The sequence below is a fragment of the Lysinibacillus sp. NPDC098008 genome (genome assembly GCF_044760715.1).
Lineage (GTDB): Bacteria > Bacillota > Bacilli > Bacillales_A > Planococcaceae > Lysinibacillus.
Window position 1 is genome coordinate 177,020 of record NZ_JBIWBA010000004.1, and the last position, 26,562, is coordinate 203,581.

Below are 26,562 nucleotides of genomic sequence, written 5' to 3' on the forward strand. Positions count from 1 at the left end.
TTATTTTTATTTCACAACAATATTAACAAGCTTGCCTGGAATCACGATAATTTTTACTAAGTTTTTCCCTGCCATATATTCCTGTACCTTACTATCAGCAAGTGCTACTTCTTCGATATCTTCTTTTGAAGCATCCTTCGCAACAACGATTTTCGCACGTACTTTACCCGCTACTTGAACAGCGATTTCCACTTCATCATCTACCAATTTCGCCTCATCATATGTTGGCCATTGCTCATACGTAAGCGTTGTTTCATGACCAAGTAGCTGCCATAGCTCCTCTGCAATATGCGGTGCGATTGGTGCTAGCATTTTCACAAAGCCTTCTGCATAAGCTGTTGGGATAACCTCTGCTTTATAGCAATCATTAATAAATACCATCATTTGTGAAATCGCTGTATTAAAGCGGATGCCCTCATAATCCTCTGTTACCTTTTTCACTGTTTGGTGATATGATTTTTCAAGTGTTTGATCGTTAGATGCTTGAATTTTTGCTGACAGTGCACCTGTTTCTTCATTAACAAATAAACGCCAAATACGATCTAAGAAGCGACGTGCTCCATCTAAGCCATTTGTAGACCATGCAACAGATGCCTCTAACGGGCCCATAAACATTTCATATAAACGTAATGTATCCGCACCATGTGATGCAATAATCTCATCTGGATTCACAACATTGCCTTTAGATTTAGACATTTTTTCATTGCCCTCACCAAGAATCATTCCTTGGTTAAATAATTTTTGGAATGGCTCTTTTGTATGAACAACCCCTAAGTCGTATAACACTTTATGCCAGAAGCGTGCATATAGTAAATGCAGTACCGCGTGCTCTGCTCCACCAATATAAATATCCACAGGCAGCCAGCGTTTGAGTAGCTCTGGGTCTGCAATGGCTTCTGTGTTTGTTGGGTCGATATAGCGTAGGAAGTACCAGCTTGAGCCCGCCCATTGTGGCATTGTATTTGTTTCACGGCGTCCTTTTTTACCTGTTTCAGGGTCTACAACATTTACCCAATCTGTAATATTCGCTAATGGTGACTCACCTGTACCTGATGGACGAATATTATCTGTTTTTGGCAGCATTAATGGTAATTCTGATTCTGGTACTGGCGTTGTTGTGCCATCCTCCCAATGAATCATTGGAATTGGCTCACCCCAATAACGTTGGCGAGAGAATAGCCAGTCGCGTAGACGATAAGAAATTTTCTTCTCTCCTACGCCTTTGTCCTCTAACCATTCAATTGCCTTTGCAATACCATCTGCTTTGTTTAAGCCATTGAGGAAGTCTGAGTTAATATGTGAACCATCACCTGTAAATGCTTCTTGGCTAATATCGCCGCCCTCAAGCACAGGAATAATCTCTAAGCCAAATGCTGTCGCAAACTCATAGTCGCGCTCATCATGTGCAGGAACCGCCATAATCGCACCTGTACCATAAGACACTAATACATAGTCAGCGATCCAAATCGGCACTTTTTTGCCATTAATCGGATTGATGGCATAAGCACCTGTAAATACGCCTGTTTTCTCTTTTGCTAAATCTGTACGCTCTAAATCTGATTTCATTTTGACATTTTCTAAATAAGCCTCAACCGCTTGACGTTGCTCAGCCGTTGTAATTTGCTCTACCAATTTATGTTCAGGTGCAAGCACACAATATGTAGCGCCGAATAATGTATCAGGACGAGTTGTAAATACTGTAAAGCTGTCATCTGTGCCATCAATAGTAAATGTTACTTCTGCCCCTTCTGAACGGCCAATCCAGTTGCGCTGCATATCTTTAATAGACTCTGGCCAATCAACATCCTCTAAGTCATCGATTAAACGATCCGCATAAGCTGTAATTTTTAACATCCATTGCTTCATTGGTCGACGCTCTACTGGATGCCCACCACGCTCTGATTTTCCATCGATAACTTCCTCATTTGCTAATACTGTACCAAGTGCTGGACACCAGTTAACAGCTACTTCATCAATATAGGCTAAGCCTTTTTTATAAAGCTGAATAAAAATCCATTGCGTCCATTTATAATAGCTAGGGTCCGTTGTATTAATTTCACGATCCCAGTCATAGCTAAAGCCTAGCTCTTGAATTTGGCGCTTAAATGTTGCAATATTTTTTGCTGTAAATTCTGCTGGATCATTGCCTGTATCAAGCGCATATTGCTCAGCTGGTAAGCCAAATGCATCCCACCCCATTGGATGTAATACATTATAGCCCTGCATACGTTTAAAGCGAGAAAGAATATCTGTTGCCGTATAGCCTTCTGGATGTCCTACATGTAGACCTGCACCTGATGGATATGGAAACATATCTAATGCATAAAATTTAGGCTTCTCAACATCATTCTCCGTTTTAAATGTGTTGTGGTCAGCCCAATATTTTTGCCATTTTCTCTCAATTTTTTGGTGATTAAAACTCATTCTTTTTCCTCCTTAACATACGGTTCATCATTAGAATTGACAAAATATTTAAAAAATAAAAAAACTCGCCCCTTTCTTATATAAAAGGGACGAGAGAACTGCACTCCCGCGGTACCACCCAAATTAGTGATTACACTCGGCTCAAACTTCTTTAACGCAGAAGAAAACGGCACATGTTTTCACATGGGCAGACTCAGAAGGCGAGTTCAATTTGCTTTCCTACTAGCTTTCACCAACCGCTAGCTCTCTAAAAAGAACAACAAACCTACTATTCCTCATCACTGTCTTTACATCATATTGCATTTATTCTAATAGAAAGTATAAAAAAGCACAAGCCTTTGTTGATTAGCTACCTGCTACTGTGCAGTAATTGCTTCTTTTTCTGTCGTTTTTGATAAATCAGCGCACTCACGAAACGCAAAATGTTGGCAACCTTTACATTGCTGTCTATCCAAATATGTTAAAGCTTTTGTAATCACTTCACCTGTATGTTGATAAAAATGCTGCGCTCCAATTTTATCATAAATACCTGTACGCAGCAGAGCTAGCTGTAATTCTTCTTGCACACCTGTTACAAAAATCGTACCACCCTGTGCTATAAAGTTATCAACAATATTACTTAAATATGCTTCGCCAGTGGAATCCATAAAGGGCACTTTCCCCATGCGTAAAATTAATACTTTCGATTGTTGCTGAAGGGAGCTTTTAATGGTTTCTTCAAACATTTGTGCTGCTCCAAAGAACAATGGTCCCTCAATCGTGTATATTTTAATTTGTGGACAATCGTGCTGCTGGTGGACAACATGTGGGCGTACCTTTGCGCTTTTGTCCGTATGATCTGGCAGCACCTTTGTCACAACAAGCTTTTCACTCATGCGCTTAGCAAATAGTAGTACAGCTAAAACAAGTCCTACCTCGACGGCTAATGTAAGGCTTGTAAACACTGTTAATAAAAATGTAATCAGTAGAACAAGCGAATCTCCTGACTTTAATTTTACAATATGGGCAAAGTGATGACGTTCGCTCATATTCCAAGCGACAATCATCAATACAGGCGCCATGCTTGCCAGTGGGATATGAGAGGCATATGGTGCTAAAACAAGTAATGTGACTAGCACAAAAACACCATGAATAATGCCTGACATTGGTGAAGCTGCACCTGTTTTAATATTTGTCGCTGTACGTGCAATTGCACCAGTTGCTGGAATTCCCCCAAACAATGGTGTCACAATATTAGCAATTCCTTGTCCAACTAACTCACGATTACTATTATGCTTACTATTTGTCATCCCATCCGCTACAACCGCAGATAATAGCGATTCAATACCGCCAAGCATTGCAATGACAAATGCAGGTCCAATTAGCTGCTGTACTCGCTCCCACGTAATATGTGGTAGAGCAAAGCTAGGCAATGTATTGGGAATTTGACCATATGCCGTTGCAATCGTCGCTACCTGCCCTGAGAATAAGACTGTTGCTACAAGTGTTGACACAATAATCCCTGCTAATGCACCGGGAAGCTTTGGGAAAAATTTCGGTGTAATAAGAATGGTTAGTAAACAAATAGTAGCCGTTATAATGCTATATATATTGGTAGTGCCAATATGCTTGATAATCTCTTGAATATTATTTAGCAAATACTCATGCCGTGTAATATTACTTAATCCTAAAAAGTTTGCAATTTGCCCTGCAAAAATAATAACAGCTATACCTGCTGTAAAACCAACCGTTACAGGCCGAGGAATAAATTTAATTAAGGTTCCTAGCTTAAAAATACCCATTAAGCACAGCAAAATTCCTGCCATTAACCCAGCAAGCAATAAATCTTCATAGCCATAGGTAAGAACAATGCCTAATAAAATCGGTACAAATGCCCCTGTTGGCCCACCAATTTGATATTTGGAACCACCAAACAGCGAAATAAGAATACCTGCAATACAAGCAGTATAAATACCATATTCAGGCTTCACACCTGATGCGATGGCAAAAGACATCGCAAGTGGAATAGCGACAATACCGACAATAATTCCTGATAACAAGTCCTTCTTTACATGATGAATGGAATACCCTTCAAAGCGCCCTGTAAACAGTGACTTCATATATAACTCTTCCCTTCGACATAATAAGCAAAGCATCGTTTTTTCATATAAACGGTTTACATATTTTCCTCATCACTATCATTACTTGTCATTTCTTCTAATCTTGTAATGGTATTAATTAAATGGTTATTAAAAATATCCTTTGCTACGCCAAGTAGTTCACCGATCATGGGGTCACTTAAAGAATAGTAAACTTTTTTACCTTCTTTGACGCCATAAACAATATTTTTTGCACGCAAGACACTTAGTTGCTGAGATACAGCAGAGCCTTCCTTTTCCAAACAATCTTGAATTTCATTGACACTTTTTTGACCATCTACAAGCAGCTCTAATATTCTTATTCGTAATGGATGTGCTAGTGCCTTAAAAAAATCTGCCTTAAACTGTTGTAAGCCCTCTTCCACCAAAACCCCTCCATATAACTACATATTCAAACATTTGAATATGTATGATTGTACACTCGTTCCCATTTATTTTCAATAATAAAAAATAAGCAAAAAATGCGCATTTAAACGCTATTTTTTGCTTACTTTATTAATCTGTTATTATTTTTTCCTTTTTTAAAGGGTAATCATAAATAAGACACGGAATAATGGCAAATAACACAATGACTACTAATGTTAAAACAAGTGGAATCATACCAAATTGGTCTACCATAATACCACCAAATAACGGTCCAATCATGCGACCTACCGTTGTCGCACTATTTATAATTCCTTGATAGAAGCCTTGCCGTCCCTTTGGTGCAAGCTGATTGGCAATTGTGGGCAATGCTGGTGTATAAAACATTTCGCCAAATGTTAATACAACCATAGCTGCACCAAACATTTTAAAATCATTGGCAAAGGCAATAATGCCAAAGGATACAGCAATAAGAGTTATACCAAATACAAGCTGACGCTTTATATGATGCTCCCAACGCTTTACAAGTGGTGCAATAAGCGGTTGCCCTATAACAATTAACAGCCCATTAATCGTCCATAGTAAGCTATATTGCTTTAAACCTAACCCTAAATCCTGTGTATAGGATGAAATCGTGGCACTCCATTGCGAATAAGCTAGCCAGCATAAAACAGAGGATGCACTAATAATTAATAACGCATAGAACGGTGCTTTATTAATTATTCGTTTACTTTCACTCACAACATTTTTAGGGGCAATACTGCCTGCCTCTAAACGTTTAAATGTCATTAGTGCAATAGCAAAGAATAATATATACATCGCTAAATTCACTTTAAAAACATAGTCAAATTGATAATCCGCCACAATTCCTGCCAATGCAGGCCCTACTGCAACCCCAACATTTTGAGCCAAGTAGATAGCATTAAATGCCTTACGCCCTCCTTCTGGCCATGCAGTACCTGCTAATGCAAACATTGCTGAGAATACAATGCCTCCGCTAAAGCCAAGTATTGTTAAAAACCATATATAATGTGGCCAACCGTGCCAAATTGTTAAGCCAATTAAAGAGGCAATTGTTAAAAGTATGCCAAGCATAATAGATTTATAGCCGCCAATTCTATCAAATAAATAGCCACCTAATAGATTGCCCAATACACCAGCAGCCGAATTTAGCATTAAAATAAAGCCTGCCATTGCAAGGGATTTCCCTAAATAATCGTGTATATAAATGGCATTTAAAGGCCATAAAAATGAGTTGCCCGTTGTGTTCACAAGCATTCCAATTATTAAAAACCAAACACTCTTTGGCATAAAATGACCTCCATTATTTCGCTTCTCTAAATAGTTAGTTTATGCTGAAATAGTTAAAAGTACAAGAAAAATAAATTTGCCTTTTTTACAAGCATTTAATAGAAGTCTTTAGTATTGTAACCTTTCCTCATGACGGAACGACAAGCACATGATAGAATAAAGCACTAGAGGAGTGAGCTACATGACAGAAATCAATTTTCCTTTTCCTTCTGAGGGGAAAAGATACTATACATGGAATCGTTACTTGCGCGACCAATTTGGTCACAAAGTATTTAAAGTTGCATTAGATGCAGGCTTTGATTGTCCAAATCGTGACGGCACAGTTGCTTTTGGTGGTTGTACATTTTGCAGTGCAGCAGGCTCTGGTGATTTTGCAGGCAACAAAGTTGATCCAATTGATGTGCAATTTGCTGAAATTCGAGATAAAATGCATCAGAAATGGAAGGACGGCAAATATATGGCGTACTTTCAAGCCTATACAAATACACATGCCCCGCTACCTGTGTTAAAGGAGAAATTTGAGGCGGCTTTAGCACAAGAGGGTGTTGTTGGATTGTCCATTGCTACTCGTCCTGACTGTTTACCTGATGATGTTGTTGAATATTTAGCGGAATTAAACGAGCGCACATATTTATGGATTGAGCTTGGTCTTCAAACAGTCCATGAAAAAACAGCGAACCTTATTAATCGTGCACATGATTATGCAACCTATGTAGAAGGTGTTGACAAGCTGCGGAAGCATGGGATTCGTGTTTGCTCCCATATTATTAATGGTCTGCCTCTTGAAGATTATGACATGATGATGGAAACAGCGCGAGCAGTAGCTAAGCTAGATGTTCAAGGCATTAAAATCCATTTACTGCATTTATTAAAAGGCACACCAATGGTGAAACAATATGAAAAAGGCATGCTAGAATTTTTAGATCAGGATGTTTATACAAAGCTTGTAGCTGATCAATTAGAAATCCTGCCGCCTGATATGGTGATTCACCGTATTACAGGAGATGGACCGATTGATTTGATGATTGGACCGATGTGGAGCGTTAATAAGTGGGAAGTATTAAATGGCATTGATGCCGAGCTGGAACGCCGTGGTAGTTTTCAAGGAAAATTTTACAAAGCTGAGGTTGTGAAATGAAATTACAACGTGTTTTACAATATGCACAGCAGCTATTAATAGATAGTGTACAGGAGGGTGATACAGTTGTAGATGCCACTGCTGGCAATGGACATGATACACTGTTTTTAGCACAGCTTGTCGGAGATCATGGACAAGTTTATGCCTTCGATATTCAAAAGGAGGCAGTTGATACAACACTTCATCGCCTTTTAGACCACGGGTTAGAGCACCGTGCGCTTGTACTCAATAAAGGGCATGAGGAAGTCGCCAATTTTGTTCATAAGCCTATAGCTGCTGCTATTTTTAACCTTGGCTACTTGCCTGGTAGCAATCATCATATTATTACAAAGCCAACAACAACTATTCAAGCACTGCAAGATTTACTCAAGCTCTTAAAGGTTGGGGGCTTAATTGTACTTGTCATTTATCATGGGCATCCTGGTGGTAAAGAGGAACGAGATATGGTGATAGACTATGTTCGCCAGCTTCCACAAAAATATATTCATGTTTTAAAATATGAGTTTCTGAATCAGCAAAATGACCCACCATTTGTCATTGCTTTAGAAAAAATGAAAGATTATCCTATGCCTGAAATCGCTCAATGATTTCAGGCTTTTATTTTAGTAAATGCTATAAAAAAGCTATCTATTAGCATTGTAAACTAATAGATAGCTTTGTAGATTAACTATTTATTTTTACGTTTTTCACTATATTGAACCCAGAAATCTGCGCCTTTAATGCCTAGTTTACGAGGATCAAAGACAGGGTCTTTCCCTTCTTTTTTCTGTTTCTCATAATCTTTTAAAGCAATAATCGCTGGCTTCATGACAATTAAAATCCCGATAACATTCGTCCAAACCATTAAGCCAAGACCTACATCCCCCATAGCCCATGCTAAATCGGATGTACGGATTGTACCATAGAAAGCTGCTACTAAAATAGCAATCTTTGCAAGCCAAATACCTATTTTTTCAGCAGAGCCTGTCAATAAGTAAGCAACATTTGTTTCTGCAATATAGTAATAAGCCATAATGGTTGTAAAGGCAAAGAAGAATAATGCCACTGCTACGAATGGACCACCGAATCCTGGTAGTGCATCATCTACAGCGTATTGTGTATAAGCTGCACCCTCTTTAATCGTTTGTGCAAAGGAAATTTGTGCATCTCCTGAATACTCATCTTTACCAAACTCACCTGTGAAAATAGTTGGGTAAATTTCATATTCTTTTGCATCATGCTCCACGACAATTGCATCTGCTTTTTCATCATGGACATTGTACATCCCTGTAAATAAAATCATAAATGCTGTAGCTGAACAAACTAATAATGTATCAATATAGACAGAAGCCGCTTGTACAATCCCCTGTTTTGCAGGGTGCGATACTTCCGCAGCCGCCGCAGGGTGAGCCCCTGTACCTTGACCTGCTTCATTTGAATAAATACCACGTTTTACACCCCATGCAATAGCAGAACCAATAATCCCCCCAAAGATTTCTTGTGCACCAAATGCACTCGAGAAAATTAATCCAATAACTGCTGGAATTTCTGAAATATTCATTACAATAATAACAATTGCCATAAGTATGTAGGCAGCAGCCATAAATGGTACGATGATTTGTGCAGCGTTTGCAATTGATTTAACTCCACCAATAATAATAGCACCTAATAACACAACAATAATAACACCTGTAATCCAAGGCGCTAAACCAAAAGCATTTTCCACTGCTACTGAAATGGCGTTTGACTGTACACCAGGCATTAAGATTAACATCGCGATAACTGCTACAACCGCAAATAAAACCCCAAACCATTTTTGACCTGTCCCCTTTTCAAGATAAAAGGCTGGTCCACCGCGATATTCAGTTTCTTTTTCTTCCTTATAAATCTGTGCTAAGGTTGATTCTACGTAAGCCGTTGCTGCGCCAATAAACGCAATCGCCCACATCCAAAAAACAGCGCCGGGTCCACCCATTCCAATGGCTGTTGCCGTACCAGCAATATTACCCGTACCTACACGACCTGATAAAGCAATAGACATCGCCTGAAAGGATGAAATCCCTTTGTCTGATTTCTCTCCTCTAAACATTAAAACGAACATATCTTTAATATGTCTAACTTGTAGGAACTTGGTGATAACAGAGAAAAAAAGTCCGATCAATAAGATACCGTAAATAAACCAAGGTCCCCATAAAATACCATTCAATTTCTCAACAACAACTTCCATACTACTCCCCCAATTCAAATAATATTGTTTTGAATTATTATAGTATTACACTTTTCTGAAAATTGCAATATTATTCTCGAGTAACAATATTTAAGTAAGTATAGTAATAATAAGTATAGTAATAAATGGAGATTTGAAAATTACTCAATAATATAGCCAATTCTTCGAAGTCCGTTGTTAAGAAAATCACGAATATACATAAAAATTTCATCGCGCTCTACTTCATGAAATAAATTATGATAACAATTTTCCCATTCTTTAAACTGAAACTCTGAAAACTCTTGTTGATGAAGCCAATTGCGCGTTTGTCGCGTTTCCGTAATGACATCCCTTTCTCCCGTCATCATTAGAATAGGCATATTTGGGAACTCACCCTTTGGCATAAACACTAAATTCCGCATCATTTGCTGTAGCTCACGATACCATTTCACCGATACAACAGATACAAATGGTCGATCATCCTTCATTTCCTCTCTTCCTTCAACACTGCGCGTTAATTTTTCAAATGTAATTGGATGTGTTACCTTTATATTACCTGTTAAGGTACTTAAGCTTGTTAAAGTATTTGTTAGCTTTCCCGGTAGTAATTTTAATTGCAGCCAAGGCGATGTTAAAATAATACCTGCACATTCATACTGCTTTTTATGCATTGTATGAAGAATTAATGTTGCTCCAAGTCCATGCCCAATTAAAAAGGTCGGTAAATTATATGAAAAAGCATTCTCAATCAAATTTCTTGTATACTTATTGTACAATTTAAACTCTTCATCATGGACACGACCAAATCCTGTATTTACCCCATGATTAGGCAAATCTCCCATGACTATGTGGAAGCCTTCCATTCTTAGTTTCTCTATAAGCCATGCATACCATCGGTGATTTTCATAAGCACCATGAAGAATAGCAATCACAGCCTTTGCTTGTCCATCAGCTTCCCATTTCCACATTCACATAGTCCTCCTAAAAAATAATTACACAATGATTATATCGACATCCATAGCACATTTTAATTTTATATTTTCATAAAGATGCGTATTTGATACGATAATACTACATCATAGAAAGAAAAGAGGCGATTTTCATGATTTATCCATTTAAAGATAAAATGCCAAAGATTGATCCATCTGTTTTTATTGCTGATTACGCAACAGTTACTGGTGATGTAACCATTGGTGCTGAAACAACTATTTGGTTTAATACAGTTATTCGAGGCGATGTATCTCCTACCATTATTGGCAAACGTGTAAGCATTCAAGACCTATGCTGTCTGCACCAAAGTCCAAAGTATCCATTAATTATTGAGGACGAGGTAACAGTAGGTCATCAAGTGACTTTACATAGCTGTACAATTCGAAAAAATGCCTTGATTGGCATGGGCTCTATTATATTAGATGGGGCAGAGATTGGAGAGGGTGCATTTATCGGAGCTGGAAGCCTAGTACCTCCTGGTAAAGTCATTCCCCCAAATAGCTTAGCATTAGGTCGTCCAGCAAAAGTTGTACGCGAATTAAATGCTGAGGATAAAGAAGATATGGAACGCATCGTACGCGAATATGCCGAAAAAGGCCAGTATTATAAATCGCTTCAAAAATAGACTATTAAAAAAATAGCTCAGCTATTAAAAGCTGGGATACAGTGAGTTTAATCCTTAAAAAGCGCGAGAAATCAATGGTTACATTGATTTCTTGCGCTTCTTTCAGCTATCCCAGCTTTTCTATCACATAGTATATCATTATAATATTTAAATCACTTTATCGCTTTAGCTCAATAGTTTAACAAGAAGAGCTTGTGCGAGGAATCCTTGATAGCACGAAAGCTTTTATCTTTGTTTAAACTTCTACTAAAAAGCGGAAGCACAGGTATTGATCATGATAGAATTCTGCTATATTTGCTGCTGCACGTTCGATTCAAAAGTATTGATCAAATTAAGATAAACGTGCTTTTTCTCGTAATGCATCTGCTTTGTCTGTTTGCTCCCATGGTACATCTAAATCTGTACGGCCAAAGTGACCATATGCTGCAGTTTGTTTGTAAATTGGACGACGAAGGTCAAGCATTTTAATAATACCTGCTGGACGTAGATCAAATAGCTCACGCACCCATTCAACAATATCGCTTTCCTTCACCTTTCCTGTACCAAATGTATCGACAGCAATAGAAACAGGCTGAGCAACACCAATTGCATAAGCAAGCTGTACTTCAGCACGCTCTGCTAATCCTGCTGCTACAATATTTTTTGCTACATAGCGAGCTGCATAGGCTGCTGAACGATCTACCTTTGTTGCATCTTTCCCAGAGAATGCACCACCACCATGACGTGCATAGCCACCGTATGTATCTACGATGATTTTACGTCCTGTTAAGCCAGCATCTCCCTTAGGTCCACCAATCACGAAACGACCAGTTGGGTTGATGAAATATTTTGTGTTCGCATCTAATAATTCACTTGGTACAACTGGTGCAATCACAAATTCTTTTAAATCTGCTTGAATTTGCTCTAATGTTACCTCTTCATCATGCTGTGTTGAAATAACAATTGTATCAACTCGTACAGGTATATTATGCTCATCGTACTCTACTGTTACTTGTGTTTTACCATCAGGACGTAAATAAGCAAGCTCACCTGATTTACGCACTGCTGTTAAACGGCGTGCTAATTTATGAGCTAGGCTAATTGGTAATGGCATTAGCTCGGGTGTTTCATTACATGCATAACCAAACATTAAGCCTTGGTCACCTGCTCCGATTGCTTCAATATCGGCATCTGTCATCGAGCCTTCACGTGCCTCTAAAGCTTGGTCAACACCTTGTGCAATATCAGGTGATTGTTCACCAATTGCTACAAGCACCGCTAAATTTTCAGCATCAAAGCCATATTTACCACGTGTATAGCCAATTTCCGCTACAGTATCACGAACAATACCTTTAATATCAACATACGTAGAGGTTGTAATTTCTCCTGCTACTAATACTAAGCCTGTTGTAACGGTTGTTTCACATGCTACACGTGCATTTGGGTCTTCTGTCAAAATGGCATCTAAAATAGCATCCGAGATTTGGTCGCAAATTTTATCGGGATGCCCCTCTGTCACACTTTCTGATGTAAACAGTCGACGGTTTGTCATTTGGTTTTCCTCCTATTACTCTTACGAAAAGTAGTTGTGTATGAATACGGTACTCATTACCCATGTCAAGCCCGCTCTTAAGGATCGAACTCCAAGCCGTTGTTGTGTTGTTTTTATCGAAAACAGCTACTGCTTTTAACACGAGGATTTTGAAAGATCCGTCATTATAATAAGGAAAGAACTATGTACATTGCTCTTTACATTGATTTTTAACAATAAAAAAAATCCTTTTCTCACGTTGTTTTACATGAGGAAAGGACTAATGACTTCGTAACCTTTCACTCTTATCGTTCAAGGGAATGTCCCTTGCATCAGGTTGGCACCAACGCATGTCGTGAAATGTTTCATGCAGGTTGCCGGGTTTCACAGGGCCTGACCCTCCACCAGCTCGGGATAAGAGTATCCGTTCAATAACCCATGTTACTGAAAAGGTTGACTATTGTCAAATATTTTCTAATCCTTGACGATTGTTTCACATTTTTGACGCAATAGCACTTCAAAAAATACAGTACAACAAGAATATTATTATTGTAAAACCTTTTATACATGGATGATGATGTAAATAAAAGCAAATTCATCCCTACAACATCCCATGCTTGTTGTGGTAACATATGTGTGACGCTATTTTCAAGCGCATTTGTAGTAGGATTGAAGGGATTCTACTCGAAAAACGTTATTTTTTGTCAGTTTGTTGAAAAATAATAAAAACTCGAAAATAATTTCTTAATTAGTATAGATTATTTAAGTAATTGTGTTATACTATTTTTGAAATTAAGAAAAAATCCCTCAGAATCAAGGGAATATTATAAAAAAGGATGGTATTTAATCGATGAATTCAGTAGAAATTACAAACGAACTGAAGGAATTATTAAACGGCGGAAATGTTCAAGTTCAACTTTCAGTACCACAGTTAGCAGAAAAAGCTACAGCTCGTGGTGAAGCAGTATTAACAGTAGATGGCGCAGTTCGTGCAGAAACTGGCAAATACACTGGTCGTTCACCTAAAGATAAATATACAGTAGAAGAAGAAAGCATAAAAGATCAAATTGACTGGGGAAAAGTCAATCAACCGATTTCTTCTGAAGTGTTCGATAACTTATATATTAAAGTTATAAAATATTTAAAAGAACGTGACGAATTATTTGTATTCAAAGGCTTCGCAGGTGCTGACAAAGATTCACAATTAAGTATTCAAGTTATTAATGAATATGCTTGGCACAATCTTTTCGCTCATCAATTATTTATCCGTCCAACTGAAGAAGAATTAGCTTCTCATGTTGCAGAGTTCACTGTTATCTCAGCTCCTAACTTTAAAGCAGACCCTGCCGTTGATGGTACAGCTTCAGAAACATTTATTATCGTATCACTTGAAAAGAAAGTGATTTTAATTGGTGGTACTGAATATGCTGGTGAGATGAAAAAATCTATTTTCGGTATTATGAACTACTTATTACCACAACAAGGCATCCTTTCTATGCATTGCTCAGCGAATGTTGGAGAAGCTGGTGATGTAGCATTATTCTTCGGTCTATCTGGTACTGGTAAAACAACATTATCTGCTGATCCAGAACGCAAATTAATCGGTGACGATGAGCATGGCTGGTCTGATAATGGTGTCTTCAACATTGAAGGTGGTTGCTATGCGAAAACAATCAATCTTTCTGCTGAAAAAGAACCAGAAATCTACAATGCCATTCGTTTCGGCTCAGTGTTAGAAAATGTAGTTGTTGATCCAGAAACACGTATTTGTGACTACGATGATGGTTCATTAACAGAAAATACACGTGTAGCTTATCCAATCCAATACATTGATAATATTGTTGACCCATCTGTTGCAGGTCATCCAAAAACAATTATTTTCTTAACAGCAGATGCATTTGGTGTTTTACCACCAATCAGTAAATTAACAAAAGAACAAGCAATGTACCACTTCTTAAGCGGCTTCACATCAAAGCTTGCAGGTACAGAGCGTGGTGTAACAGAGCCAGAACCAGTATTTTCTACTTGCTTCGGTTCACCATTCCTTCCACTTCCAGCAACTGTGTATGCTGAAATGTTAGGAGAAAAAATTGATAAGCACGGTGCACAAGTATACCTTGTAAACACAGGCTGGACTGGTGGCGAATATGGCACTGGTAGCCGTATGAAACTTTCTTATACACGTGCAATGGTACGTGCTGCCATTGATGGTAAATTAGTAGATGTTGAAACAACGCAAGATGCTGTGTTTGGTTTACATATCCCAACAGCTATTGAAGGTGTTCCATCAAACGTATTAAATCCACGTGAAGCTTGGGCAGATCAAGCTGCATATGATGCAAAAGCTGCTGAACTTGCAGGTCTATTCAATGAAAACTTCAAGAAATTCTCAAATGTTTCTGAAGCAATCACAAAACTTGGTGGCCCATTACAATAATCAATAGACTACAGATAAAGAGGCTATCTGGAATGGTGTTACCTTTCCAGATAGCCTCTTTTTTAATACTAAGTATTTGTTAAAAACCTGTGTTCCTGCGGTGGTTACAAAGGGGGCGTTTTCGATATAGTTTTTCAAATGCCTCTTTATTGTTGCTTCATCCATTGACATAGAGCACGAACTGTTTCTCGATTTTTGGCGGGTGGATATTGATGGGCATAATCCCGTTCATACCATGTTTCATACGTTTTATGAGCATCCTCTAAGAAAAACGCAAGCTGTCTAGCATGCTCAATATCAACATTTTCGTCACGATAGCCATGAATAATTAAAACAGGTGCTGTAATATGTGCTACCTCAAATAATGGCGTTCTAGCATCATAGGCTTCTGGTACACGATTAGGTGTGCCACCAATCACACGCTTCATCATACGGCGCATATCTGTCCGTTCCCAATAAGTAGCTGTTGCATCCGAAACACCAGCCCATGTCACAACAGAGGTAATATCTTTACGTAAGATGGCTGTCCAAAGTGCCATAATTCCTCCACGTGAAAAGCCAAAAACATGTATATGGTCATTGCAAAATTGTTTCAATACATCTACTGCATAAATAGCATCATAACGATCTGCGCCTGCAAACTCGTCTCGTCCTTCCCCACCTCGATTGCCACGGTAATACGGTGCAAAAACAATAAACCCCTGTGCTGCAAATTGGGCAATACGTGATGGTCTTACCATCCCAATGCCTTGCATGCCTCCTCTTAAATATAAAAAGCCATCATATGTACCTTCTGCCTTTGGTTCAGCCAATAACCCTTTCACACGCAAGCCCTGTGATAAATATGTAATTTCAAATAAGCGTATGGCTGGATTTGGTGAAGGATAGGCACGCTTAGCAACGATTTCACCATTGTTTGTCACGATATTTCAACTCCTCCAGCATTTTTTTCATTCCCTCATCCTTCATATGAAAGCTTAGATTTGGATGATTCATAAATTCTTCATCAGATAACCAAAGCATCCCTGATGTTTCTAAATCAAATTCAATTTGCTCTTGTCCTGCAAATTGTGCAGTAAAAACTGTTTTACAAAATAACACCTTATCATGGACAGCATATTCTGCAAACCATTGAAGATTTTTCACATGGACACCTGTTTCTTCAAATACCTCTCGAATCGCTGCTTCCTCTAATGTTTCTCCTTCTTCTACTTTCCCACCTGGCACCTCTACACCACGATGCTTATGAATGGTACAGAGCCATTTCTGTTCATGCTTTAAAAAAACAAGCACATGCTTAGGCTCTACCTCAAACTCACCTCTTGAAAAGCTTAAATCTACTTGTAGACCATGTAAATCTGTAAATGTTAGCATATCTTTTCCCTCACGTTCACGCTTCTGTGCTTCTATTTTATGGACAGTGCCGATTCCTCATTCCTGCTTTTATAATATTGGAGATAAATCAATGGCACTGCTCTCATTTATCTATACTAACTATAGTGTAACCATACAAAGATAATCAATTATTAATTCGCACATGCAAAAAGCGTGCTTCATATAGAGAAGACACGCTACAGGCTATAGATACATTCTCAAAATGTTGAGTTTGTTTACAATCTTGTTCTTTTGCAACTCATAAACCACTTCTATCTAAATACGCTCTTTTTAGATTACTTGTTGTTCATCGAAATAGACAGACGGGCTTTTTACAACACAATCAATATGAACATCTGCTGCATTTGCTCCACCAAAAGGTACATTACTGCCAAATGCTATATGAATCGTACCATATACTTTCTCGTCCTCTAGGACATTGCCACATAGAATGGCACTTTTGTTGGCTCCGATACCAAACTCCGCGATAATTCTGCCATTCCCTTCACCAAGTAGCTCAAGTAATCGTGAACCATCAGCACCAATTGCCTCTTCTAGGCGACCATTACGTATTTTTAGCAATAGCGGCTCCTTTAACACACCAATATTGGCAATCGAGCCATCTACTAAAAGCTCTCCATTTGCAGAGGTTTCTATTGGCGCAATATAAGATTCCCCAGAAGGAATATTTCCATATTCACCTGCTTGGTGAATAACGCCTGTAGAACGAATTCCGAAACGATTTTCTACACTAAATGTTAGCTCATGCCCAGCCTTCACAATACGAACATTCTTTGCCTTATCAAGTGAATGAACATATTTTTCTACTAGCTCTTCTATCTCTTGGGCATCTGCATGTAGTGCACCTTGCTCAAGCATCTGAAGTGTCACACCAGGCATTGTTGCTACACGCCCGCCATTTTCACAGGCATTTTTGCGTGCATTTGTATGTGTTAATGAGTGGGAGGTAATACAAAGTGTCACATCAGCATTCGCCATCAGTGATGAAACAGCAGGAATAGGCTCCTGTCCAGATTTTTCAAGTAGCGGCATCACCGTTAACATCGTATGCTCTGTAATTGTTCGCCCAGCGTTATAAAAGATTTTTGCAATATCCTGTTTATAAATATCTGTCAAAATTAACAGTGTTTCTGAAGATTGAACATTCAAATTGCCTTTTAAAATATTAAGTGCAATGTCTTGTAAATGCTGCATAATAAAGCTCCTTAATTAAAATTCAAATGATATCTACGAATAATTCCTTCTATTTCATTTCTAGCTTCTGTTAAAGGTTCTAAAACTTCTGGTACACGCTGCTCTGTAAATCGGTAGATCGGTCCAGAAACAGTAATAGAAGCCACAACCTGCTCCTCACTATTAAATATAGGCATGGCAAGTGCTAATACATCCACAGAATACTCACTATTACTAAGTGCGTAGCCACAATTACGAATCTTTTCAAGCTCAGCGCGTATAGCATTTGCATCTGTCATCGTATTATTAGTATAAGCCGTTAAAGGCTTGTCAATAACCTTTGAGATTTGCTCCTCACTTAAGAAGGCAAGCATTGAACGATAGGAAGCGCCTACATAAAGCGGTGAACGACTTCCTCTTGAAACAGTGAATTTTACTTTATTAACAGGCTCTGCTTTTAATAATGTTAAGGCTTCCAGCCCATTTAAAACTGTTAAAATTGCCGTTTCACCCGTTGTATCTTTTAGCTTTTCAAGAGCAGGCATACATAGCTGATCAATATTTAATGAATCATACATATTCATACCAATCTCCCATAGCGCAATACCAAGAGAATATTTTTTAGTAATAGGGTCCTTTGTAATAAACCCATTATTTTCAAATGTTTCAAGAATACGATATAAATTTGTATGATTCATATTCATCGCTGTTGCTAGCTCTCGCCCACCCCATGTAGGCTTTTCCTTTGTAAACATTTTTAAAACAGCAATCGATAAATTTAGCGTCTTTAGCATATCTCTCATCCTTTTGATCTATTTATCTGTACAAACGGCTGCAAATCTCTCTCTTAAAGGGGGAAATAATTGAAAGATTAGCAGCCGTCAGCACCTGATATCACTTTATCAAAAGTAAGAGAGTAGCTAATCTCTTACTTTTGATATAGGAAATCAACAGCAGCAGTAATATATACTTTTGCACAGCGTATGATATCCTCAACACGCACTTTTTCGTTATAGCCATGAATACTTGGTAAATAGGCTGGACCATATTGTAAAACAGGAATATCATACTGTCTAAAATGCCTTGCATCACTGCTTGCCCATTGCATAACACCGTAAGCCTCTTGTCCAGTTACAAATGAAATATTTTCCACAATTGATTGACAGACTGGGTCCTCAGCAGGTGTATAATTGGCTACACTCTTAAAGCCAAAACGTTGGATCGAGTAATCAATTTCCAAGGCATCTAGTTTATTTTTCAAGATTTCTGTTACTTCCTCTTGTGTAACACCGAATGGTAGGCGACAATCGACCTGCACCTTACAATAATCTGGAATAACGTTAGACTTCGTTCCTCCCTCAATTGTACCAATATTTACAGTAATTTTCTCTAAAACTTCTTGATATTTCAAGCGATCTTTTTCCACTTCACGCATGTATTTTTTTGATACTTCAATAAGCGGCTGCACTTCTTCAGGAATTGTAATAGCTATATCCCATAGTGTACGAATTTCCTGAATAGCACGAATAGCATCGACAATAGCATTACGTCCAGCCAATGGGGACAGGCTTCCATGTCCTGGTTCCCCACGTACCTCTAGTTCAAACCAATATGATCCCTTTTGCCCAATTGTTGGATTTAATGGGGAAGAAGGCTCTGCGATTAGGCAACCATCACCCTTTACTAGCTTTCGCTCTAATAGCCAAGGAACACCAAATTCGCCACCTGTTTCTTCATCAGGTACAATGGCTAAAGTTAATTTTCCTGGTAATTCAATATTTAATTTCTTTAGCAGCTTTGTAGCAAAAATAATCCCTGCTAAGCCAGCCTTCATATCACTCGCACCACGTCCAAGCATCCAGCCATCCTTCACCTCGCCAGAGAATGGGTCAAAATCCCATTTTGCTAAATCTCCAACAGGCACAACATCTGTATGTCCACAATAAACAAGTTCTTTACCAGCATCATTACCAATAGAAGCTACTAAATTAAACATTTTATCCGCAGCTTCATATTTTTCATACGTGATGCCTACTTCGCTTAAATAGTTTTCAATAAAAGCTGTAATTTCAGTTGTATCCCCTGGAGGATTAACACTTGGAATTTGAATTAACCTTGAACAAAATTCAATTAATTCATCTTGATGTTGTTCAACTACGTCGATTAATTGCTCTTTCAGTGCTTGCAAATCATTCATGTGCCTGTACCTCATTTCCTTTTGTTTGTAAGTGGCTCATGCTGCCATATAATTTTTTCATATGTGTAAATTGCTGTTCATCAAAGAATGTGCATTTGTTAGCACCATACGTTTTAGCTACTTCTAAAACAAATCGAACAACACTTTCTACATCTGTTACATGTGTCGCACCTGTTGCACAGCCAGCTACTACAGATTCTGTTGTAATGGCAACACCAACAACAGGACTTGTTGTTGCAACAGCTGGTTGTAAAATACTATTAATATGGAATAAACCATTACCATATGGTGTAATATCCTGCATTGTAATTGGCATTACAACAGGGGAAATTCCAGCTGATTGTGTATAAACATGCAATAAATCATCACTAACTTTTAATATGTAACCTTCTTTAACAGTCGGTGTAATAGCAAACCCTTTATGGTTACATACTTGATTGCCCTTCGTTGTATCGATGGATAAAATGGCATCCATTGTTTCATCCACTTCATTTTCATTCATAACACTAATATCTACTGGCGAGTTCATAAATGGTACTGGCTCATGTGGCAAAGTCGGCGCTGTTGGACAAATATGTGTCGTAAAAATAACATCGCCCTCTAATTGATCGCCTTTTAATGCCATATCAAGTGCTTTAGCAGCGCCAGCCATACATGCTAATGCACCATCACCATCCGATACAAAGCCTGTCATTTCAGGGCGCGCTCCAATACCGCCTAAGCGACCAATAATCCCTAATGTTGGCGCATTGCCCCCTGAAGATTTCCCGTTCTTTCCTTTTAGAAGTACGCGGACAAAATCCGTTGAGCCACTTTCACCTTGAATCGTTTTTACCTCTATATTTGCTGCCGGATCAATATTGTGTAAATACTCCTTGATAGCCTCACCGTTCACATAGATACTATCCATTAACTCGTATAATTCCATAACATGCTTCAATGACATAATTAGTTCGCTCCTTTTTCTGCTTCAATAATTTGTTAAGGTGTTGGTACTTCTTGCTGTATTGCTTCAAATAAATGACAGGAAACTTGATGTGTAGCTGTCACTGTATCAAGCGTTGGTTGCATGGTTGCACATTTCTCCATAGCAAAACGACAACGTTTATGGAATGCACAGCCGCTTGGTGGATTTACTGGACTTGGTACATCACCAGATAAAATAATGCGTTCCTTTGCATCAAAAGGATTTTCCTTTGGAATAGCTGATAATAAGGCTTGTGTATATGGATGTTGCGGATTTTCATAGATCTCCTTGTATGTGCCAATTTCCACAATTTTCCCTAAATACATAACAGCAATTCGATCACACATATAATTTACAACATTCAAATCATGTGAAATAAAAATATAGGTTAAGCCAAATTCTTTCTGTAAATCTTTTAATAAATTAATAACTTGTGCTTGCACAGATACATCTAGTGCTGAAACAGGCTCATCACAAACAACAATATCTGGATTAAGCGCAAGGGCACGTGCAATATTAATACGCTGTCTTTGTCCTCCTGAAAACTCATGTGGATGGCGCTTTGCATGGTAAGCACTTAAGCCTACTGTTTCAAGCAATTCAATGACACGCTTTTTCCGTGATGCTTCATCACCAATACCATGAATAACGAGTGGCTCAGCAACTAAGTATTCAATTGTTTTACGAGGATCAAGTGACGCATAAGGATTTTGGAATACCATTTGAATGGATTTTCGAGCAGAGCGAATATCCTTTGTATTTAAGCTTGCTAAATCCGTTCCCTTAAACTCCACGACTCCCTCTGTAGGTAATATTAATTGGTTAATTAAACGGGCAACCGTTGATTTACCACAGCCTGATTCACCTACAATACCAAGTGTTTCTCCCTTATATAAGTCAAAGCTTACCCCATCTACCGCCTTGACAAATTGTGTTGATTTTTTAAAAGGAATGGAACTTTTAATAGGAAAATGCTTTTTTAAATTACTTACCTTTAAAATAGGGTCATTGTGCTGTTGCATTAAAAATTCCCTCCTTCCGTGCGACAATTTGTTCTTTTGATTGTAAGTGGCAAGCAACAAAATGATTATCTTGTACTTCTACTAGGTCAGGTGCTTTACTACGGCAAATATCTGTTGCCAATGGACAGCGAGAAGAAAAATGACAACCGCTATGTGGCATTGTTAAATCTGGTGGGCTACCTGGAATAGCTGGCAATCTCTGCTGCTCCTGTGTGCCCATTGTAATTTGAGATTCTAGCAAGCCCCATGTATATGGATGTAGCGGTTTTTCATAGAGCTGTCGAGTTGTTGTGGACTCTACTGTTCGCCCTGCATACATCACATTGACTTTGTCACATAGCTCCCAAACGACACCTAAATCATGGGTAATCATAATAATGGCTGTGTCATGCTCCTGCTGCAATTTTTTCATCAAATCAAGAATTTGAGCCTGTACAGTTACATCCAGTGCCGTTGTTGGCTCATCGGCAATCAGTAACTTTGGATTACAGGCAAGGGCAATGGCAATCATAACACGCTGACGCATCCCTCCTGAAAATTCATGTGGATACATTTTTAAACGCTTTTCTGGCTCAGGAATACCCACCATTTTTAACATATCTACAGCCTTTGCAGCTGCATCTTTCTTTGAAATCGTTTCATGCGCTCGAATTACTTCTATAATTTGATTGCCCACTGTTAGTACAGGATTTAAGCTTGTAATAGGATCTTGGAAAATCATGGACATGTCATTGCCTCGTACATTGCGCATATCCTTTTCCGAGATTGCCAATAAATCGCGTCCATTAAATTGAATTTTGCCATCCGTTATTTTTCCGGGCGGAGATGGAATTAAACGCATAAGAGCCGTGGCTGTCACACTTTTTCCAGAACCTGACTCCCCAACAATTCCTAGTGTTTCCTTCTTATTTAATTGTAAATTTACTCCATTAACAGCTTTCATTGTAGAGCCGCCACTTTTAAATTCTACTGTCAAGTTTTCTACATCTAGTAAACGTTCAGTCATGACTCCACCTCCTTCCATTAAACTTTCATCTTCGGATCTAATGCATCACGCAGCCCATCCCCTAACAGGTTAATACCAAGCACTGTTAATAAAATACAAATACCTGAAAATGTCGCCATTTGGGGGTTTAATACTAAAAAGTCTTTCCCATCCTTTAAAATACTGCCCCATGAAGATGTTGGTGGCTGTACCCCTAATCCTAAAAAGCTAAGGGCGGCTTCTGAAATAATAGCGCCTGCTGTACTCATCGTCCCATAAACAATTAATGGAGCTAAACAGTTTGGTAATATATGACTAAAAATAATTCTGGCATGTGTAGCACCTAAAGAATGTGTTACTTCGATAAATTCTTCCTCTTTAACACTTAGCACCTGTCCTCGAACAAGCCTTGCAAACCCCGGAATATTAGCAATACCAATCGCTACTATCACGTTTACTAGCCCTTGTCCTAAGACTGTCATTAATGTAATCGCTAGTAAAATAAATGGAAATGCGAAAAGACCATCCATCGTACGCATAATAATGGAATCAATACGTCCACCAAAATAGCCTGCAACAAGTCCTAGTAATGTGCCGAATACTGCACCAAACAGCACTGCCGCAATCCCTACAATCATTGATATTCTTGTGCCGTAAACTAAACGACTAAACAAATCACGACCATAGTTATCCGTTCCAAGTAAATGCCCTTCCGTATTCATAGGTAAAAATGATTTACCAACAATCATTTCATTCGGTGGGTGGGTAGCAATCAATGGTGCAAAAATAGCTACAATTGACATTAGCGTTACAATGATCAGTCCAATTGACGCTAATTTATTTTTCAGCAACTTACGCAACAATGTATTTCTTTTTTTTGTTTCATTGACAATTGCTTGAGTCATTGTTATTTTTTCCCCCCATCCGATTCTAAATTAACTTTAGGATTAACAACTTTATAAAGCACATCGACTACTAGATTAATGAGCACAAAAATAAAGGCAATGAAAATAACTGTACCTTGGACGACTACAAAGTCACGTTTATCAATGGCATCTACAATTAATCGACCCATCCCAGGCCAACTAAAAATGGTTTCTGTTAAAACCGCTCCGCCCAGTAAATTAGAAATCTGCATACCAAGCACCGTTAAAATAGGTGTTAGTGCATTTTTAAAGGCATGCTTACCAATTACTAAATATTCTTTAATCCCTTTCGAGCGAGCTGTTTTAATATAATCTTGTGAAATTACCTCAAGCATACTTGAACGTGTAATACGTGCAAATGTCGCCATGGGAATTGTTGCTAACGCAAAAGCTGGTAAAATCAAATGCTTTAAATATGGCCAAAGCCCATCGCTTATATTGCCCATTCCCGTGGCAGGAAACCAACCAAGATTCACACTAAAGAATAATACAAGCATAATCCCCAGCCAGAAAATTGGCATTGATACCCCAACCAATGACACAAGCATAACAATATAATCAATAATGGTATTTTGTTTTCTAGCTGCTAATATACCTGCTGGAATCCCAATGACCACTGCTATTAGCAATGCAGCCAGCGCTAGTACAACCGTGTTTGGGAACCTTTCAAGAATCAACCCAATAACAGACTCACTATAAGAATAGGAATATCCTAAATTTAATTGTGCTAAATCTCCTACATATGAAATAAACTGCGAAAGCATTGACTTATTTAAGCCTAGTTCTTCTCTTAAATTTTCTACATCTTCTACACTCGCCTGTGGTCCCAGCATTACTGAAGCTGGGTCACCGGGAATCATGCGCGTAATAATAAATACAATGATTCCTACTACTAGCAGTGTTGGGATCAGGTTGACTAACCTTCTTAAAATAAATGAGCCCATCTTATCCAGACCTCCTTTTCATTATTAGAATCAGTGGTTCATATTGTGAATAACTATATACTACACCCCTCACTAATTGTTTGTAAATATATTTTTTCTGAATTTTTATAATTTTTTATTTACTTTCTGTTTACAAATGTGCTACGTTTATTTCGAACCTATCATTTTTGAATCAACGGTTCATATTGTGAAACAACTATTAAGGAGGCAAGCATGTATGAAGAAAATAAACGTAAAAAAATCTTTACTACTATTATTTTTAACTTTAATGATTGGGATTTTAGCTGCTTGTGGTGGGAACACAGAGAAAGATAGTTCATCAGATAATAAAGATGGAGAAGCAACTGCTAGTGAGGGTGGCACATTAAATATTGGTCTTTCAGCCAATGCCAAAACATTTGACCCGATTAAATATACAGGCGTTTATGAATCACAGGTAATGCGTCAAATGGCTGATACATTAGTGGTATATAACAAAGACCTATCTGATATTATTCCTTCATTAGCAACAGAGTGGAAAGTGTCAGACGATATGTTAGTTTATACATTTAAGCTACGTGAAGGTGTAAAATTCCAAAAAGGTGAATACCAAGACGGTCGTGAAATGACGGCTGAGGATGTGAAATATTCTTTAGAGCGCTCTGCAAAAGAATCTGCTATGAATCGTTTAAGTGGTGTAACAGAGGTAAAAGTGCTATCAGATTATGAAGTAGAAATTCACTTAGCTTCACCCAATGCTGCTCTACTTGCTATGTTAACGGATGCAGGAAATATTATTATTCCAAAAGAAGAGGTTGAAGGCTGGGGCGATAATTTTTCTGAGCATTTCGTGGGTACTGGACCATTCCAATTAACAGAATGGAAAAAAGACCAGGAAGTAAAACTAGTGCGCAATGAAAATTACTGGGGCGACAAGCCTCATGTTGATAATGTAACAATGAAGTTTATCTCAGACCAAAATATGATGACAAATGCATTACGTTCTGGCGATATTGATATCGCAATGGATGTTAAAGGTCAAAACCGAGAAATTATTAACCAAGATAGCAATCTTGAGCTTTTAACAAATCCAGGTTTATCTATTGTTTATCTTGATCTGAACAATAAGATAGGTCCAACTGCCGATAAACGTGTGCGTGAAGCTATTTATATGGCAACAAATGTCGAGGAAATTATTTCTGGCGTTAACCAATGGGGTGGCGGTGATGTTTCTTACTTACCATTACCACCAGGTTCATGGGGATATGATGAAGCGTTAATTGATTTAGTACCAAAATATAATCCTGAGGAAGCAAAAAAATTACTAGCTGAAGCTGGCTATGCTGATGGCTTTAAAACGGAAATCTTTGTATCAGAGGCACGTGTTCCTTATGCGACAATTTTCCAAAGCCAATTAAAAGAAAACTTAAATATTGATGTTGAGATTAAAGTGCTTGAATGGGGTACTTACAGTGACACTGTTGCCAAAGGGAATGCACCAATGAATATTGGTGGTTGGACATGGTATCCAGACCCATACTTCTTCCTATATCAATTATTCCACACAAATCAAATTGGCGCTTTAGGCAATGGTAAAGGCTACAGCAATCCTGAGGTTGATAAATTATTAGAGCAGGCAGTATCTGAAACAGTTGTACAAGAAGAACGTGCAAAACTATACCAAGAAGCATTAAAGCTAATTTTAGCAGATGTTCCACGTATTGAATTAGAAGCAACACAAACGGTTGCAGGTGTGAACAAAAAAGTACAAGGCTTTGAAGTTTCTGCCGATAACTCCATCCAAATTGTTCATCCAAACGGTACGAATGTATCCATTTCTAAATAATTAAACT

The 26,562-nt window shown here is 38.2% G+C and carries 22 protein-coding genes, 1 riboswitch and 1 other annotated feature; of the genes, 5 read left to right on the top strand and 17 right to left on the bottom strand.

All coding sequences use genetic code 11. The annotated features are described in order from the left end of the window. Positions 1-6: 6 nt before the first annotated feature. The 4 genes from leuS to ACIQVU_RS06695 all read right to left on the bottom strand — a co-directional run bounded on the left by leuS (position 7) and on the right by ACIQVU_RS06695 (position 6,236). Positions 7-2,424, bottom strand: a complete 2,418-nt coding sequence (gene leuS, locus ACIQVU_RS06680) for a leucine--tRNA ligase (RefSeq protein WP_340807014.1) — start codon at positions 2,422-2,424, stop codon at positions 7-9. Between the two features lie 82 nt (positions 2,425-2,506). Beyond that, positions 2,507-2,715 (bottom strand) — a binding site (T-box leader). A 65-nt stretch (positions 2,716-2,780) separates the two neighbouring features. Next, entirely contained in the window at positions 2,781-4,523 is a 1,743-nt protein-coding gene (locus tag ACIQVU_RS06685; protein WP_340807016.1) for a SulP family inorganic anion transporter, read from the bottom strand. Between the two features lie 56 nt (positions 4,524-4,579). Next, complete coding sequence (locus ACIQVU_RS06690) at positions 4,580-4,927, bottom strand: ArsR/SmtB family transcription factor (RefSeq protein WP_340807018.1); 348 nt, start codon at positions 4,925-4,927, stop codon at positions 4,580-4,582. Positions 4,928-5,057: 130 nt separating this feature from the next. After that, positions 5,058-6,236, bottom strand: coding sequence for an MDR family MFS transporter (locus ACIQVU_RS06695; RefSeq protein WP_402894507.1), 1,179 nt, complete (start codon positions 6,234-6,236; stop codon positions 5,058-5,060). 181 nt (positions 6,237-6,417) lie between these two features. On the opposite strand from ACIQVU_RS06695, the gene mnmL reads away from it, so the two are divergent. Both mnmL and mnmM read left to right on the top strand, forming a co-directional pair. Continuing rightward, entirely contained in the window at positions 6,418-7,374 is a 957-nt protein-coding gene (mnmL, locus tag ACIQVU_RS06700) for a tRNA modification radical SAM protein MnmL/YtqA (RefSeq protein WP_340807020.1), read from the top strand. Further along, complete coding sequence (gene mnmM / locus ACIQVU_RS06705; protein ID WP_340807021.1) at positions 7,371-7,961, top strand: tRNA 5-(aminomethyl)-2-thiouridylate-methyltransferase MnmM; 591 nt, start codon at positions 7,371-7,373, stop codon at positions 7,959-7,961. Before mnmL ends, mnmM begins: the two co-directional genes overlap by 4 nt. 80 nt (positions 7,962-8,041) lie before the next feature. On the opposite strand, the gene ACIQVU_RS06710 is transcribed toward mnmM, so the two are convergent. Further along, positions 8,042-9,580 carry an alanine/glycine:cation symporter family protein gene (locus ACIQVU_RS06710; protein WP_340807023.1) on the bottom strand — a complete coding sequence of 513 codons (1,539 nt, stop codon included), beginning with the start codon at positions 9,578-9,580 and terminating at the stop codon, positions 8,042-8,044. Between the two features lie 140 nt (positions 9,581-9,720). Further along, on the bottom strand, positions 9,721-10,527 hold the full coding sequence (locus ACIQVU_RS06715; RefSeq protein WP_340807024.1) for an alpha/beta hydrolase: 807 nt from the start codon (positions 10,525-10,527) through the stop codon (positions 9,721-9,723). A 134-nt stretch (positions 10,528-10,661) separates the two neighbouring features. Here ACIQVU_RS06715 and ACIQVU_RS06720 point away from each other — a divergent pair, with 134 nt between their 5' ends. Continuing rightward, positions 10,662-11,174 carry a gamma carbonic anhydrase gene (locus ACIQVU_RS06720; RefSeq protein ID WP_205445105.1) on the top strand — a complete coding sequence of 171 codons (513 nt, stop codon included), beginning with the start codon at positions 10,662-10,664 and terminating at the stop codon, positions 11,172-11,174. Between the two features lie 331 nt (positions 11,175-11,505). Here the strand turns inward: ACIQVU_RS06720 and metK are convergent, their stop codons facing one another. Continuing rightward, entirely contained in the window at positions 11,506-12,705 is a 1,200-nt protein-coding gene (metK, locus tag ACIQVU_RS06725; protein WP_402894514.1) for a methionine adenosyltransferase, read from the bottom strand. A 281-nt stretch (positions 12,706-12,986) separates the two neighbouring features. After that, a riboswitch (SAM riboswitch) is annotated at positions 12,987-13,105 on the bottom strand. 429 nt (positions 13,106-13,534) lie between these two features. On the opposite strand from metK, the gene pckA reads away from it, so the two are divergent. Further along, the gene (gene pckA, locus ACIQVU_RS06730; protein ID WP_340807028.1) at positions 13,535-15,121 is read left to right on the top strand and encodes a phosphoenolpyruvate carboxykinase (ATP); all 1,587 of its coding nucleotides are present in this window, start codon (positions 13,535-13,537) and stop codon (positions 15,119-15,121) included. 146 nt (positions 15,122-15,267) lie between these two features. Here the strand turns inward: pckA and ACIQVU_RS06735 are convergent, their stop codons facing one another. The 10 genes from ACIQVU_RS06735 to ACIQVU_RS06780 all read right to left on the bottom strand — a co-directional run bounded on the left by ACIQVU_RS06735 (position 15,268) and on the right by ACIQVU_RS06780 (position 24,730). Then, on the bottom strand, positions 15,268-16,044 hold the full coding sequence (locus ACIQVU_RS06735; RefSeq protein WP_340807031.1) for an alpha/beta hydrolase family protein: 777 nt from the start codon (positions 16,042-16,044) through the stop codon (positions 15,268-15,270). Continuing rightward, positions 16,028-16,495: an NUDIX domain-containing protein gene (locus ACIQVU_RS06740; RefSeq protein WP_340807032.1), complete on the bottom strand. Its 468-nt coding sequence runs from the start codon at positions 16,493-16,495 to the stop codon at positions 16,028-16,030. The genes ACIQVU_RS06735 and ACIQVU_RS06740 overlap by 17 nt, the downstream gene beginning before the upstream one ends. Positions 16,496-16,786: 291 nt before the next feature. Next, positions 16,787-17,710: an aminopeptidase gene (locus ACIQVU_RS06745; RefSeq protein ID WP_340807034.1), complete on the bottom strand. Its 924-nt coding sequence runs from the start codon at positions 17,708-17,710 to the stop codon at positions 16,787-16,789. An 11-nt stretch (positions 17,711-17,721) separates the two neighbouring features. Then, positions 17,722-18,483 (bottom strand): IclR family transcriptional regulator, encoded by a 762-nt coding sequence (locus tag ACIQVU_RS06750; RefSeq protein ID WP_340807036.1) that lies wholly within the window; start codon positions 18,481-18,483, stop codon positions 17,722-17,724. 134 nt (positions 18,484-18,617) lie between these two features. Further along, the gene (locus ACIQVU_RS06755; RefSeq protein WP_402894518.1) at positions 18,618-19,886 is read right to left on the bottom strand and encodes a M20 family metallopeptidase; all 1,269 of its coding nucleotides are present in this window, start codon (positions 19,884-19,886) and stop codon (positions 18,618-18,620) included. Next, positions 19,879-20,832 carry a DUF1177 domain-containing protein gene (locus tag ACIQVU_RS06760; RefSeq protein ID WP_402894520.1) on the bottom strand — a complete coding sequence of 318 codons (954 nt, stop codon included), beginning with the start codon at positions 20,830-20,832 and terminating at the stop codon, positions 19,879-19,881. The genes ACIQVU_RS06755 and ACIQVU_RS06760 overlap by 8 nt, the downstream gene beginning before the upstream one ends. A 35-nt stretch (positions 20,833-20,867) precedes the next feature. After that, positions 20,868-21,875: an ABC transporter ATP-binding protein gene (locus ACIQVU_RS06765; RefSeq protein ID WP_340807042.1), complete on the bottom strand. Its 1,008-nt coding sequence runs from the start codon at positions 21,873-21,875 to the stop codon at positions 20,868-20,870. Then, entirely contained in the window at positions 21,859-22,881 is a 1,023-nt protein-coding gene (locus tag ACIQVU_RS06770) for an ABC transporter ATP-binding protein (RefSeq protein ID WP_340807044.1), read from the bottom strand. The genes ACIQVU_RS06765 and ACIQVU_RS06770 overlap by 17 nt, the downstream gene beginning before the upstream one ends. Positions 22,882-22,898: 17 nt before the next feature. Then, positions 22,899-23,765 carry an ABC transporter permease gene (locus tag ACIQVU_RS06775; protein WP_340807046.1) on the bottom strand — a complete coding sequence of 289 codons (867 nt, stop codon included), beginning with the start codon at positions 23,763-23,765 and terminating at the stop codon, positions 22,899-22,901. Between the two features lie 2 nt (positions 23,766-23,767). After that, positions 23,768-24,730 (bottom strand): ABC transporter permease, encoded by a 963-nt coding sequence (locus tag ACIQVU_RS06780; RefSeq protein WP_340807047.1) that lies wholly within the window; start codon positions 24,728-24,730, stop codon positions 23,768-23,770. A 217-nt stretch (positions 24,731-24,947) separates the two neighbouring features. Here ACIQVU_RS06780 and ACIQVU_RS06785 point away from each other — a divergent pair, with 217 nt between their 5' ends. Beyond that, positions 24,948-26,555 (top strand): ABC transporter substrate-binding protein, encoded by a 1,608-nt coding sequence (locus tag ACIQVU_RS06785; RefSeq protein ID WP_340807048.1) that lies wholly within the window; start codon positions 24,948-24,950, stop codon positions 26,553-26,555. Positions 26,556-26,562 lie beyond the last annotated feature (7 nt).

Bases quoted from the DNA above. Each gene is read 5' to 3' on its own strand.
- ACIQVU_RS06755 (WP_402894518.1), bottom strand. From the start codon at position 19,886: ATGAATGATTTGCAAGCACTGAAAGAGCAATTAATCGACGTAGTTGAA.
- ACIQVU_RS06720 (WP_205445105.1), top strand. From the start codon at position 10,662: ATGATTTATCCATTTAAAGATAAAATGCCAAAGATTGATCCATCTGTT.
- ACIQVU_RS06760 (WP_402894520.1), bottom strand. From the start codon at position 20,832: ATGTCATTGAAGCATGTTATGGAATTATACGAGTTAATGGATAGTATC.
- mnmM (WP_340807021.1), top strand. From the start codon at position 7,371: ATGAAATTACAACGTGTTTTACAATATGCACAGCAGCTATTAATAGAT.
- pckA (WP_340807028.1), top strand. From the start codon at position 13,535: ATGAATTCAGTAGAAATTACAAACGAACTGAAGGAATTATTAAACGGC.
- ACIQVU_RS06775 (WP_340807046.1), bottom strand. From the start codon at position 23,765: ATGACTCAAGCAATTGTCAATGAAACAAAAAAAAGAAATACATTGTTG.
- leuS (WP_340807014.1), bottom strand. From the start codon at position 2,424: ATGAGTTTTAATCACCAAAAAATTGAGAGAAAATGGCAAAAATATTGG.
- ACIQVU_RS06740 (WP_340807032.1), bottom strand. From the start codon at position 16,495: ATGCTAACATTTACAGATTTACATGGTCTACAAGTAGATTTAAGCTTT.
- metK (WP_402894514.1), bottom strand. From the start codon at position 12,705: ATGACAAACCGTCGACTGTTTACATCAGAAAGTGTGACAGAGGGGCAT.
- ACIQVU_RS06770 (WP_340807044.1), bottom strand. From the start codon at position 22,881: ATGACTGAACGTTTACTAGATGTAGAAAACTTGACAGTAGAATTTAAA.
- mnmL (WP_340807020.1), top strand. From the start codon at position 6,418: ATGACAGAAATCAATTTTCCTTTTCCTTCTGAGGGGAAAAGATACTAT.
- ACIQVU_RS06765 (WP_340807042.1), bottom strand. From the start codon at position 21,875: ATGCAACAGCACAATGACCCTATTTTAAAGGTAAGTAATTTAAAAAAG.
- ACIQVU_RS06785 (WP_340807048.1), top strand. From the start codon at position 24,948: ATGAAGAAAATAAACGTAAAAAAATCTTTACTACTATTATTTTTAACT.
- ACIQVU_RS06745 (WP_340807034.1), bottom strand. From the start codon at position 17,710: ATGCAGCATTTACAAGACATTGCACTTAATATTTTAAAAGGCAATTTG.
- ACIQVU_RS06685 (WP_340807016.1), bottom strand. From the start codon at position 4,523: ATGAAGTCACTGTTTACAGGGCGCTTTGAAGGGTATTCCATTCATCAT.
- ACIQVU_RS06710 (WP_340807023.1), bottom strand. From the start codon at position 9,580: ATGGAAGTTGTTGTTGAGAAATTGAATGGTATTTTATGGGGACCTTGG.
- ACIQVU_RS06695 (WP_402894507.1), bottom strand. From the start codon at position 6,236: ATGCCAAAGAGTGTTTGGTTTTTAATAATTGGAATGCTTGTGAACACA.
- ACIQVU_RS06715 (WP_340807024.1), bottom strand. From the start codon at position 10,527: ATGTGGAAATGGGAAGCTGATGGACAAGCAAAGGCTGTGATTGCTATT.
- ACIQVU_RS06780 (WP_340807047.1), bottom strand. From the start codon at position 24,730: ATGGGCTCATTTATTTTAAGAAGGTTAGTCAACCTGATCCCAACACTG.
- ACIQVU_RS06750 (WP_340807036.1), bottom strand. From the start codon at position 18,483: ATGCTAAAGACGCTAAATTTATCGATTGCTGTTTTAAAAATGTTTACA.